Source organism: Chryseobacterium lacus, assembly GCF_003336205.1.
Classification (GTDB): domain Bacteria; phylum Bacteroidota; class Bacteroidia; order Flavobacteriales; family Weeksellaceae; genus Chryseobacterium_A; species Chryseobacterium_A lacus.
Genome location: NZ_QPIE01000004.1, coordinates 41,637 through 54,299 on the forward strand (window position 1 = coordinate 41,637; position 12,663 = coordinate 54,299).

The following is a 12,663-nucleotide window of genomic DNA, read 5'->3' on the forward strand; positions in this document are numbered from 1 at the left end:
AATTTTCTGAAATGGATCTTATGGGTTACGGTTATCTCGGTAGTTTTATTTATTGACACCATGATTTGGGGTTTTTTAGTAGAATCTTTTCCCGATTTTGCCACAGTTATTATCCTTATTGCCACTTTTTCTATGGTTATTTTTTAAACCTGATGACAACGATGCGTTTTAAGAGTAATACTCAAATGAACTTGGAACTTATTATATTATGCAACAAAAAAAGCTGCTTCTCCCGAAACAGCTTTGCTTTTTATTTTGTAAATCGCACTGACATTCTGCGGTCGACGGCCCGAGCTTCATCGGAGGCATCGGCGGGAATGGTGGCGTGTTGACTGCCGTATCCTTCGGCACCGGTCACTTGAGAACCTACGCCCAGTTTTTCCAATTCAGATTTAATGAAATTGGCTCTCTGCTGTGATAAGTTTACATTAGCCGCTTCATCGCCCACTTTATCTGTATATCCGCCCACTTTTATTTTAACTTCCGGATATGCTTTTAATATTTTCGCCAAATTTTCAAGCTGTCCTTCTGATCCGGGTTCAAGTTTATTATAGGAACCCATTTGAAATTGAACATTGTCGAAATCATACCAAGTTTCCTTCAAGGCGTCGTCATTTGCTGCATTCTGATAATTTCCTGATTTCAAAAAGTCGATCATTTGCTGCTCCATTCCGTTGGCATATCCTTTCAAAGGAGTGCCATTCAGGTCAATATCTGTTATGGTGGCGGAAGGAGTATTTCCCTGATATGCTACGGTATCTTCCTGTATTATGGTGGAATCGGAAGGTAAATCTTCTGTAGATGTAGTTTCCCGGTTGTCGCATTGTTTCCAAAGAAACCATGCAGCAAGTGTGAGTAAAACCAGAGGAATAAGCCATTTCAAAACAGAACCGCTTTCTTTGTCATCCGGATTCGGCGGCAAATGGGTATGCCCGGCTCTGGTAATCCGCGCTGTAGATTCAGCATCGGATGTAGTGGCTTGAGATGGCGCAGGTTGTTCGAATTTATTTTCCAGGCCTAATGCTGATGCCGATAAACCGATGGGAAGCATTGACGCTACTGCTGATTTTTGATTGTCTAATAGCGTAGAAATTTCAGATCTTTCCATGTTCTGATCCGCTGCGTACTTCCCTATGGAACCTATAATTGCGCCCGCAACGATATTTAATAAACTTCCTGACGAAGCATTACTGATGCCGGAAAATTCACTTATCTTATCCAATATTCCGTTGGTTTTCTCTCCCAGAATCGCGGAAACGACCGCCGTAATCGTAGGGCTGGCTGCTGTAGATTCCTGAAGATTTCCTAAAAGTGCGCTGTGATGATCTCCTGTAACGGCATCTAAAATGGCGGGGTGCGTGGAATTATTGGCGATTCCTCCAAAAACCACTGGCAATAATCCGCTGATGGCTTTGGAGATTCCCGATTCACTTTCCTGAAGTTGCGCTGCCAGTCGAGTGATCAATGCAGAACCCAATTGTCCTTGTATAAGATCAATAATGTTTACAGACATAATAGTTTATTTAATATTACATTCTGCGATACAAAAACTAATCCAAACCTGCTTTAGGTTTGGATTAATACAAAATTTTTTAAACAAATGTTTAGAACTTACTGAAAGATAAATTCTTCCGGCAAAAAATTTAACAAGTTTAATACGATTTTGCGAAAATAACCCGCTTTGAAGAGGGCTTTCCTGAGATCAGAGATACGCCGTTCTCTGTTTCAGCGTCCAGCGGAATGCAGCGAATGGTGGCTTTCGTTTCTTCTTTTATCTGTTCTTCTTCTTCCTCGGTTCCGTCCCAATGTGCGGAAATAAATCCTCCTTTTTCTTCCAGTACTTTTTTAAATTCATCGTAAGAATCCACTTTGGTTATATTACTGTCGCGGAAGTTTAGGGCCTTCAAATAAATTTCCTGCTGTATTTTTTGGAGCAATTCTTCGATGTAATTTTCAATTCCTTCCAGAGGTTGTACTTCTTTGGTGAGGGTATCTCGTCGGGCTACTTCTACTGTTTTATTTTCTAAATCGCGGGCACCCAAAGCGATTCTCACCGGCACACCTTTTAGTTCATATTCAGCAAATTTCCATCCGGGCTTGTTCTGGTTGTCATTATCGTATTTTACAGAAATTCCTTTCGCTTTAAGCTTATTTTGAATTTCAAAAGCCACTTCATCCACCTGACGAAGTTGATCTTCTCCTTTAAAAATAGGCACAATCACTACCTGAAAAGGAGCGAGAGTAGGAGGGAGTACCAATCCGTGATCATCGGAATGCGCCATGATTAACGCTCCCATCAGTCGGGTAGAAACTCCCCAGGATGTCGCCCAGGCGTATTCCATTTCACCTTCCTTATTGGTGAATTTTACATCGAAAGCTTCAGCGAAATTCTGTCCTAGAAAATGTGAGGTTCCGGCTTGTAATGCTTTTCCGTCCTGCATCATCGCTTCGATACAATACGTTTCTACAGCACCGGCAAACCGTTCTGATGGCGATTTAATTCCTTTAATTACCGGCATCGCCATGAAGTTTTCAGCAAATTCTGCATACACTTCCAGCATTTTTTCGGTCTCTTCTATCGCTTCTTCCTTGGTGCTATGCGCAGTATGTCCTTCCTGCCACAAAAATTCTGTTGTTCTCAGAAAAAGGCGTGTTCTCATTTCCCAGCGTACTACATTGGCCCATTGGTTAATGAGAATCGGAAGATCGCGGTAGGACTGAATCCAGTTTTTATACGTACTCCAAATAATGGCTTCAGAAGTAGGGCGTACGATGAGTTCTTCTTCAAGTTTGGCATCAGGGTCTACAATCAGTTTCTGTGGATTATTTGGATCCGTTTTCAGCCTGTAATGTGTGACAACTGCACATTCTTTGGCAAATCCTTCTGCATTTTTTTCCTCGGCCTCAAAAAGACTTTTCGGTACGAAGAGCGGAAAATAGGCATTCTGGTGTCCGGTCTCCTTGAATTTTCTATCCAATTCATCTTTCATCTTTTCCCAAATTGCAAATCCGTACGGTTTTATTACCATGCATCCCCGAACCCGTGAGTTTTCTGCTAAATCAGCCTTTACCACAAGTTCATTGTACCATTTGCTGTAATCTTCTTTTCTTGAAGTTAATTTTGCCATTCCTTTTATTTCAATTTTTTGTATTTATTTTTAACTTTTAGTTAAGCCAGACATCTAAAATAAAAATGTATATTTACGTGAAATTTTCCCATAAATAATGGTATCATTTCTGTTTAAACCTGTACAAAGATATTTAAAATTAAATTTTCAGATTATTATGAAAAAGAATATATTAAAAAAATTATCTGAAGGGCTGAAATCCAGTATGATTCTCGCTGTTTCAGGCAGTTTGATCCTCATTTCCTGCGGTGTTCAGGTTGGCGGTTATACTGAAACCGATGGTGTGTATTACGACCCGGAGAAGGATACGCTTCCTGAAGGTGTTATTACCAACAATACCGGAAATACTGTAGGTGATTATTACGATTACGATAATACTGCTTACATTGAAAATGTACGATCCAGAGACTGGATTGATAACAGCAAATATTGGGATGAAGGCAGCAGCACCGATTGGGGCTCTTACGCTGGATCGGAAACTAATTATTACAGCGATTCATGGAACTACGGCTGGTCTCCTTGGGGATATTACAGTCCTTGGGGATACAATCCTTATTGGGGCAGCGGATGGCATTTTGGTTTTTCGTGGGGTTGGGGATCTTCTTGGTATAATCCCTATTGGGGATATCCGTACTATGGATTTGGATATTCTCCTTATTATTGGGGCGGTTTTAACCCGTACTGGGGCTGGAATTCCCCGTATTATTACGGGTACGGACCATCTTATCCTTACATGAGAAGTGGTGCCAATGGAAGACTATACAACTCTTATCAGCATCCGCAAGGCAATTCACTAAGGACAAACAGTTACAACGGATTCCGGAACGACCGCATCAGATCAATGCAGAATCAAAGTATTAGAAATACCAATACACGTCAACCTTCTGCGACCGGAATTCGTAATCCAAATATAAGAACCCAGCCGAACAGCAGCGTTACCCCTCGCCAGCAAACGACGCCAAGGTACAATACGCCGACTTCACCAAGACAACCTACTTATCAGCAACCACAGCGGTCGCAGCCTAATATCCGATCCAATGACAGCGGAGGTTTCCGTTCCGGGAGTTCTTCGGGCGGAGTCCGTTCCAGCGGTTCAAGTACACGTTCAGGAGGGTTCAGAAGATAAAAATGTAAATATTTAGAATATGATTAAAAAATCTTTAGCTGTATTAAGCATTTCCGCAGCATTCTATATTCAGGCTCAGGATGTGTCAAATGTTAGAAATACACTCGGAGTATATTCAGGAAGCACAAATGAAGGCACTGCAAAATTCAATGCGATGGCAGGAGCTACAGGGGCTTTGGGGGGCGATGCCACTTCTTTGTTCAATAACCCCGCTGGATTAGGCGTTGCGATTAGCAGCGAAATCACCGGTACACTTTTGCTCAGCAATTATACCAACAAAAGCTCCTTATATGGAAACAGCGCAAGCTATTCCAATTCCAATTTTAATATAGGAAATGTAGGGGGTGTCGCCACTTTTCAGTTGCTGACAGAAACGCCGTGGAAATTTGTAAATCTTGGATTCAACTATTCGGGAGAATCTTTAGATGACTATATTGAAACACCTGGGTTGAATACCATTCAGTTTGGAAACGCTATTAATAATTTGGAACTCAACCGACATGCTTACGACAGGCGAGGACTGAAATCCAAAATGAACATTGGTGTAGGTGCCAATTACGATAATAATATTTATTTTGGTGCAGGACTTAATTTTCATACCGTTGAGTTGGATCAGTTTGACACAGCAGAATTTAAAGTTAGTGATATCGCAACCAATAAAGTATTCTTTGAACAGTTTGCCAAACAATACACTCCTTTTTCAGAAAAAGCTTCAGGATTTTCAATGTCTTTAGGTGCATTGGGTAAACTTCCGGGAGGTTTCCGATGGGGAGCTGCTTTGGAAACGCCCACTTGGTGGCATATAGAAAGGGTATTCAATTATTATGAAATCAATGGAAGCGATGGGGTGGCAGCAGAAAACCGTAATCTTCGGACACCTTTGAAAGCTACTTTGAGCGCTGGGTATGTGGCCAGTAAGAATTTCTCAATGAATATTGATTATACCATTGGAATCACCAAACCGCATTATAAAGTTCGCGGAGCAGCAGAAACAGAAATGAACGATTTTTTCTCGGATCACGCCAATAATGTTTCCGAAATAAAAGCAGGGGCGGAGTACAGGATTAAGGATTTTAGGATACGTGGCGGTTATGCTTTCGCTTCCAATCCTGTTTCACCGGTTTCTATGAATACTTATCGCCAGGATGGCAGCGATGCTTTGGCGACATACAACAATCTATTTGCATCCAGCAGAAATACCGTAGGTTTGGGTATTGGTTATAATTTCAAGTCTTTCTATGTGGATGCCGCTTATCAGCACAGTAACACGAAGTACAACAGTCCGTTTCTTTTCGGATATAATGATGGAAATATCAATTCATCCTATTATTCAGCCAATTCTTTTGTAGACAGTGAATCTTCAGCTGTAGCCGATGTTCAGAACAAAAGGAATAACTTCTCAGTTACTTTTGGATGGAAATTTTAATGTAGAATAATTAATTTTATAAAATTCAAGCTCCGGTTCTTCCGGAGTTTTTTTAATGCTGGTGAAAAAGATGGGCTACCATAGCCGCCGCAATTCCCAAAATCACTAAGCCGATTTTACCCCAATCGATATTATGGTTTTTGTTGCTTTCAAAAATAATGACGGAAGAAATATGAAGGAAAATTCCGCCTACCAAAGCCAGAGCATACGGCTGATAAGAAAGATCCATATAATTTCCTGCCAACATTCCGAAAGGCGAAGCCAGTGCAAATAGAATGATAATCAGCCATGAAGAAGCAGAAAATTTCTTGTTGCGAAACAGAAAAGCACCCAGGATAAAAGATATAGGAAGATTGTGCACCAGAATTCCCTGAAGGTAAGAGGAGAATACTTCAGTTTCATCTGCCAACGGAATTCCCTCGATAAAAGCATGAATAAACATTCCGATAATAAGCGCCAAGGGCAAAATATCCTTTTCCGAATGGTGATGAAAATGGCCATGTTCAAACCCTTTGGTCATATTTTCCAAAAGCATCTGAAGCAATACACCTCCGATGACCCACATTCCGATATGGCTGTCACCCGAATGATAAATCATCGGAAAAATTTCGTTTAAACAAACGGTAATCAAAAAACCAGCACTCAGGATTAAAAGATTCTTCGCGAATTTCTGTCTGTTGCCAAAGAATTTCCCGAACATGACTCCGATGAGTACGCTTAAAATCAGTAGAATGGCAATCATCAGCTTTGCTTTTTGAAAACATTGATACATCTGGGCGAACTTTCCTGTTCAAATGCTGCCAGATGATAATCTCCATAAATTTTTACATGTTCAAAACCGCATTGTTCTGCCAGTTCCTTTATTTCGGCCGCAGTGTGCAGCTTCACTTTTTCGAAAAAATGAAAGTCTTCTCCCTTATCAGTAAACCGAATATCTTTGATCACATGTTGGTTCTCAATCCGCTTGCTGATATGGAATTCAATATTTTCTTTCACGGTAATGCTCTCTGGAAACAAGGTGTTTTTCACAAATTTTTCATTCAGAAAATCCAGAACAAAAATTCCTTTCTCTTTCAGAATATCGGATACTGATTCAAAAACTTTTCTGTCATCGTTAGGGTCATCAAAATAACCAAAACTTGTGAATAGATTGAAAACCGCATCTACAGGTGCTCCTTGTATAGGATTTCTCATATCATGAACACCAAATTTCAGCGAAGGCCTTTCTGATTTTTCAAATGCTTTATTATGTAAAATACTTTCTTCAGACAAATCCAATCCCAAAACGCTGTAGCCTAGGGAATTAAGAAATAAAGAATGACGGCCTTTTCCGCAAGCCAAATCAATAATATGAGCGTTTTTTTTCAAAGCAAGATCTTTCACCAAAAGTGAAATGAAATGCTCAGCTTCCGCAAAATCCCTGTCCTTGTAGAGAATATGATAATAAGAGGTATTGAACCACGTTTCGAACCATGCCATTGTGCAAAATTAATTAAATTTGCGGGATGAACACCGATAATCTCAATATACAGATAAAAACTTTCTTCGGCTTGGAACCTGTTTTGGCAGAAGAAATCCAAAAGCTTGGAGGCAAAAACGTGGAAATAAAAACCCGCGCTGTCAATTGCGAAGGGGATTTGGGGTTTCTGTACAAGATCAATTATTCCGCAAGAACTGCCGTGAAGATTCTGGTGCCCGTTTATGAATTTACAGCATTTAACGAGCAGAAATTTTATGACCGGTTGTTGAGATTCGGTTGGGATCAATACATAAATGTTAATCAGTCTTTCGCGATAGATGCCACGGTACACTCAGAGCGGTTTACCCATTCTCAGTTTATGACGCTGAAAATGAAAGATGCTATTGCTGATTTTTTCCGGGATAAATACGGAAAACGCCCTAACGTGGATCCAAAGAACCCTGATATTAAATTCAATCTTCATATCGACCGCAATTTTGTTACTATTTCTTTAGATTCATCGGGAGATCCTTTGTTCAAGCGCGGTTATAGGAAAGAGCAGGGCGAAGCACCGATTAATGAAGTGCTGGCTGCTGGAATGCTTCATCTTGCAGGCTGGGACGGAAAAGGAAATTTTCTGGACCCGATGTGTGGCAGCGGAACAATTCTTATAGAAGCAGCAATGATAGCAATGGAACTTCCGGCGCAGATTTTCAGGAAAAAATTTGCCTTTCAGAACTGGAGCAATTACGACGAAGATCTGTTTCAGAAAATAAAAGAATTCCGTATCAACCGAGTGAAGGAATTTACCGGAAAAATTGTAGGTTATGATATCGATGCAAGAATGTTGAATGCTGCCCGAATCAACATCGAAGCCGCGGAGATGGAAGAAGTGATAGAAGTAAAAAAACAGAATTTCTTTGAAAGTAAAAAAGAACATTTCCCGTTGCTCATCGTTTTTAATCCGCCTTATGATGAGAGAATTAGCATTGATGATGATGATTTCTACAAGAAAATCGGCGATACTTTCAAGACGCATTATCCCAATACTTTAGCTTGGCTCATTTCCTCAGATTTGGAAGCGGTGAAGAAAATCGGTTTGAGGCCTTCCAGAAAAATAAAACTCTACAACGGAAAACTGGAAACGAGATTTCTGCAATATGAGATGTATGAGGGAAGCAAGAAAAGTAAATTTGAAAAGTAATCGCTAATTGTTACATTTTTAATTAGTTATATTGAATACCATTTCCATCATTATCGCTATTTATAACCGGAAAGATGAACTTTTCGAACTGTTGAACTCCCTTACCCGGCAAACTGACAAAGCGTTTGAAATTATTGTTGTGGATGATGGTTCCAGGATAAATCTGCGACCTACTGTTGAGCTTTTCAACGAAAGTTTAAACATCCAGTTCTTCAGGAAAGAAAATTCCGGGCCCGGATTATCCAGAAATTATGGTGCGAGAAGGGCAAAAAATGACTGGCTAGTTTTCGTGGATTCGGATGTGATTGTGGAAACGGATTACATCGCCAATATCAAAAAAAATATTTCCGAAATTCCTTGTGATGCCTTTGGAGGCGCAGATAAAGCACACCGTGGATTCAATCTGATGCAAAAAGCAATTTCGTACGCCATGACTTCGGTATTTACCACCGGCGGAGTTCGGGGGAGTAAAAAATCGGTGACGAAATTTCAGCCGAGAAGTTTCAATATGGGTGTCAGGAAATCTGCTTTCGAAACCGTAGGTGGTTTTTCGGAGATGAGAATAGGAGAGGATCCTGATCTTTCCATGACGCTTTGGGAAAAGGGGTTCCGCACCGCTTTTTTTGATGACATCGGCGTGTATCACAAACGAAGAACAGACTTTGGAAAATTCTCCAGGCAGGTGTATCAGTTTGGTTGTGCAAGGCCTATACTCAATCAGCGGCATCCGAAATATGTGAAACTTTCTTTCATGTTTCCTTCCCTTTTTCTCATCGGTTTTGTTCTGGGATTTATAGAATATTTATTGCTGCAAAAAGGTTTGGTTCTGATGCTGTACGGAATCTACACCTGGGTGGTTCTATTTCATGCATTATGGAAAACGCGCAACATCAGTATCGCCGGAATGTCGGTAATAGCGGCCTATATTCAGTTATTTTCCTACGGATATGGTTTTCTGAAATCCTGGTTTCTGTTGAATATTCTCAAAATGAAACCCGAAGAGGCGTTTCCACACCATTTTCACCGTTCGTAACTATTTGAAATTACAAATTCATAAACAGTTTCGGATTCACTGGAACATTATTTCTGTGAACTTCATAATGTAAATGAGGACCCGTAGAACGACCGCTGTTTCCTGATTTTCCAATCACCTGATGGGGAGTGACCATTTGGTTGGTTTTCACTTTTATATCCGAAAGATGCGCATATAAAGTAGCGAGCCCGTTTTCGTGGGAGACGATGACACAGTTTCCATAACCACCTTTTTGTCCGGCAAAAATGACTTTTCCCGCAGCCGTGCAAATGACGTCCGTTCCCGTAGGCACAGCGAAATCCATTCCTTTGTGAAACTGAATCTGGTCTGCTTCAACATGTTGATGAGCAGGTTTTACAGCACTGCTTTTATTTGAAACCATTACCGCAGTTTCAGGTTTAGGATCTGCCGGAGCATAAACGGGAACAATCTTTTTCACCATTTTCCCCACGCTGTCCTTTTCGTAAATTACTTTGAGTTCTTTTATTTTAAGTGGATTAGCGGATGGTTTGGCGGGAGCCGGTGTTGTTTTCGGTGAAGAAACTGAAGCCATAACCGTTCTGTAAGGAATCGGATTTTTGCGCTTTCCGAAATTAGACGAAATAGCACCCGTTGTTGGCAGTCCTAAAGGAACCTGCATGAGTTTTTGTTGGAGATCCACCAATTGCTGGCTATATCTATTGGCTTGTTTTGCGAGATAAACAGCGCTGGAAAGACTGTCTTTCTTTAGTATTTCTATTCTGTTGTGGGAGATTTTTTTTGCTTTCAGAAATGCGTTCAGATCATGAACGGTATGATCCATTAGCAGAAGATCGTTTCTCATTTTGGCATAATCCACACTGTCTTTCTGTGTATTGATCTTCACCAAATTTATTTCATAAGTTTTATCATCTTTTCCGAACCAGAGTTTTGTGATGAGCAAAGTTTGGGCAAATATCAGCATAACCAGACTGCTCAGAAGAAGGACTACGGCCTTCCTGTTACTTAACAATTTTTTCATTATTCGTGCTTCTCTTCAATTTTTTCAGGACGGTAAAAATAAATAAAAAATATTTCCGCCCTTTCATTTTTTTACTTTTTAGCTCATTTAAAACGGAAAGCATTTAAAATAATTGTGTAAAAGATCTCTTTTATCATATAAGAGCTGTTAAAGAAGCGTTTAAAATTTGCCTATCTTTGCAGCATTTACTTGATCATTATGGCTGAAATAAAGGGGAAATCCGGAAGGCACAACGAAACCGGCAGAAAAAAAAAATCTGAAGTCGCGGTCGGTGTTTTGGGGAGTGGAAGTTTTGCTACAGCAATTGTTAAAATGTTGGTGGAAAACTGCAAAATGGTTCACTGGTGTGTGCGAAACGAATTTGTGAAAGGAGCCATAGAACTGCGCGGGCACAATCCTACTTATTTAACCTCTGTCAGCTTCAACCTGAAAAATCTCAAAATTACTGCAGATATTAATGAACTCGTTTCCAACTGTGATATCATCGTTCTGGCAACGCCTTCTATTTATTTGTCTGATGCAATGGACAAGCTTTCGGTGGACTATTCGGGAAAAATTTTTGTTTCTGCCATCAAAGGAATCATTCCGAAAGTGAATGATGTGGTGGCCCATTATCTGCGCGAAGAATTTGAAATTGGATTTCGAAATCAGGCGGTGATCGCAGGTCCGTGTCATGCCGAGGAAGTTGGAATGGAAAGGCTTTCCTATGTTACCATTGCCACAGTGGAGGATGAGGTTGCCAAAACGCTTCACGAGATTTTCAGTTCCTCTTTTATAAAAGTAAATTCCAGCAAAGATATTCTGGGAAACGAATATAGTGCGATTCTCAAAAATATTTATGCCATAGGAGCGGGAATTGCCAACGGATTGGGTTATGGAGACAATTTCACCGCCGTTTTCGTTTCTAATGCAATTCGCGAAATGGAGACTTTTCTGGAAGCGATTTACGAAGCACCGCGCGATGTGAATGAAAGTGCGTATCTGGGCGATCTTCTGGTAACTGCGTATTCTCTTTTCTCCAGAAACAGGAATCTTGGAAATCTTATCGGAAAAGGCTATACCGTGAAATCCGCCATTCAGTCCATGAATATGGTGGCAGAAGGATACTATGCTGCCGACTCGATTTATGCTACAGCGAAAGAAAAAAATATTCGGACTCCGATTATCGATACCATTTATTCCATTTTGTATGAGGAGCAGAATGCCGAAAGCCAATACGCTAAACTAACCACTATTCTGAATTGATTTTCAGAATTTGTCTTAATTTCATGACTATGAGCACCATTAAAAAGCCCATTATTGCGAAAGAAATTAAAGAAGAACTGCAGGCTAAAACGCAGGAAGAAAAGCAGGTAATTGTCCATGTTTGTTATCCCGCGAACCCTTTTCCGGGAAATCTGATTCGGATTTGGCCGACTACTTTTTTGATTGATGAAGTTTCCGGACATCACAGTAAGCTGATTCATGCTGAAAATATTTCCGTTTTTCCGTACTGGACAGAAGTTCAACCCATGAAAGATTTCTGGTTTACCCTCGTGTTTTCAGGACTTCCTGCTGACTGTAAGCAATTTAGTTTGGATGAACAAATACCGGAATCCGGTGGATTTTATATTCCGAAAATCGAAAGAAACCGGACCGATGTGTACCGGATTAAAATTTCCTAAGGCATGAAAAATTTCCTTTTTTTTCTAATCATTTTTTCTCTCACTTCTTGTGCAATAAGAGAAAACAATTCGTTGACCTCCATTCGTGAGTTTCAGAAAAACCTGAATGAATCTTACCGAAATCCAAAGGAAAGTCCTTTGCGTGGCGAACATCTGAAGAATTTCCGCCAGCATCCTTTCTTTCCAATAGATTTGAAATACTGTATTAACGCAAAGTTTGTCCGAACTTCGGATGCAAAACCAATGCTTATTCCCACTTCCTCGGGGAAAAACAAACAATTTATTGAATACGGAAAAGCTTATTTTACACTTGATGGAAAAGAGGTGGTACTTTCCGTATATCAAATCGTTGATTTATTGGAAGATGAGCAATTTAAAAATTATCTGTTTTTACCATTTCGGGATCAAACCAACGGCGCTGAGACTTACGGTGGCGGGAAATATCTGGATTTAACTCTTCCTGAAAAAGAGAACGAAATTCTTTTGGATTTTAATAAATCCTATCATCCGTATTGCGCTTATAATGCGTATGATTACAATTGCCCTATCGTACCCGAAGAAAATACGCTTCCGCTGCCTGTTCGGGCCGGCGTCATGTATGAGGATATTTATTTTCATTAAAT

Annotated in this window: 12 protein-coding genes; 7 read left to right on the plus strand and 5 right to left on the minus strand. The window is 40.2% G+C overall.

Going from position 1 to position 12,663, the window contains the following annotated elements; genetic code table 11:
* Window positions 1-250: 250 nt before the first annotated feature.
* Both DQ356_RS05680 and proS read right to left on the minus strand, forming a co-directional pair.
* Window positions 251-1,513: an OmpA family protein gene (locus DQ356_RS05680; RefSeq protein WP_114303514.1), complete on the minus strand. Its 1,263-nt coding sequence runs from the start codon at window positions 1,511-1,513 to the stop codon at window positions 251-253.
* A gap of 139 nt (window positions 1,514-1,652) precedes the next feature.
* Window positions 1,653-3,128: a proline--tRNA ligase gene (proS, locus tag DQ356_RS05685; protein ID WP_114303515.1), complete on the minus strand. Its 1,476-nt coding sequence runs from the start codon at window positions 3,126-3,128 to the stop codon at window positions 1,653-1,655.
* A 157-nt stretch (window positions 3,129-3,285) separates the two neighbouring features.
* Between proS and DQ356_RS05690 the strand changes: the two genes are divergently transcribed.
* On the plus strand, window positions 3,286-4,254 hold the full coding sequence (locus DQ356_RS05690) for a DUF5320 domain-containing protein (RefSeq protein WP_114303778.1): 969 nt from the start codon (window positions 3,286-3,288) through the stop codon (window positions 4,252-4,254).
* Between the two features lie 19 nt (window positions 4,255-4,273).
* Complete coding sequence (locus tag DQ356_RS05695; protein ID WP_114303516.1) at window positions 4,274-5,680, plus strand: OmpP1/FadL family transporter; 1,407 nt, start codon at window positions 4,274-4,276, stop codon at window positions 5,678-5,680.
* Window positions 5,681-5,732: 52 nt separating this feature from the next.
* On the opposite strand, the gene DQ356_RS05700 is transcribed toward DQ356_RS05695, so the two are convergent.
* A complete protein-coding gene (locus DQ356_RS05700; RefSeq protein WP_114303779.1) occupies window positions 5,733-6,422 on the minus strand; it encodes a ZIP family metal transporter in 690 nt (229 codons plus the stop codon).
* Complete coding sequence (locus DQ356_RS05705) at window positions 6,422-7,159, minus strand: class I SAM-dependent DNA methyltransferase (RefSeq protein ID WP_114303517.1); 738 nt, start codon at window positions 7,157-7,159, stop codon at window positions 6,422-6,424. The genes DQ356_RS05700 and DQ356_RS05705 overlap by 1 nt, the downstream gene beginning before the upstream one ends.
* Before the next feature lie 26 nt (window positions 7,160-7,185).
* On the opposite strand from DQ356_RS05705, the gene DQ356_RS05710 reads away from it, so the two are divergent.
* Both DQ356_RS05710 and DQ356_RS05715 read left to right on the plus strand, forming a co-directional pair.
* The gene (locus DQ356_RS05710) at window positions 7,186-8,343 is read left to right on the plus strand and encodes a THUMP domain-containing class I SAM-dependent RNA methyltransferase (RefSeq protein ID WP_114303518.1); all 1,158 of its coding nucleotides are present in this window, start codon (window positions 7,186-7,188) and stop codon (window positions 8,341-8,343) included.
* 31 nt (window positions 8,344-8,374) lie between these two features.
* Window positions 8,375-9,376: a glycosyltransferase gene (locus tag DQ356_RS05715; protein ID WP_114303519.1), complete on the plus strand. Its 1,002-nt coding sequence runs from the start codon at window positions 8,375-8,377 to the stop codon at window positions 9,374-9,376.
* A 10-nt stretch (window positions 9,377-9,386) separates the two neighbouring features.
* Here the strand turns inward: DQ356_RS05715 and DQ356_RS05720 are convergent, their stop codons facing one another.
* Window positions 9,387-10,376 carry a M23 family metallopeptidase gene (locus DQ356_RS05720; RefSeq protein WP_114303520.1) on the minus strand — a complete coding sequence of 330 codons (990 nt, stop codon included), beginning with the start codon at window positions 10,374-10,376 and terminating at the stop codon, window positions 9,387-9,389.
* Between the two features lie 198 nt (window positions 10,377-10,574).
* Here DQ356_RS05720 and DQ356_RS05725 point away from each other — a divergent pair, with 198 nt between their 5' ends.
* Genes DQ356_RS05725 through DQ356_RS05735 form a run of 3 tightly spaced genes read left to right on the plus strand, consistent with a single transcriptional unit; the run spans window position 10,575 to window position 12,661 of the window.
* Window positions 10,575-11,621 (plus strand): NAD(P)H-dependent glycerol-3-phosphate dehydrogenase, encoded by a 1,047-nt coding sequence (locus DQ356_RS05725; RefSeq protein ID WP_114303521.1) that lies wholly within the window; start codon window positions 10,575-10,577, stop codon window positions 11,619-11,621.
* A 29-nt stretch (window positions 11,622-11,650) separates the two neighbouring features.
* On the plus strand, window positions 11,651-12,040 hold the full coding sequence (locus DQ356_RS05730; RefSeq protein WP_114303522.1) for a hypothetical protein: 390 nt from the start codon (window positions 11,651-11,653) through the stop codon (window positions 12,038-12,040).
* A gap of 3 nt (window positions 12,041-12,043) precedes the next feature.
* Entirely contained in the window at window positions 12,044-12,661 is a 618-nt protein-coding gene (locus DQ356_RS05735; protein ID WP_114303523.1) for a DUF1684 domain-containing protein, read from the plus strand.
* Window positions 12,662-12,663 lie beyond the last annotated feature (2 nt).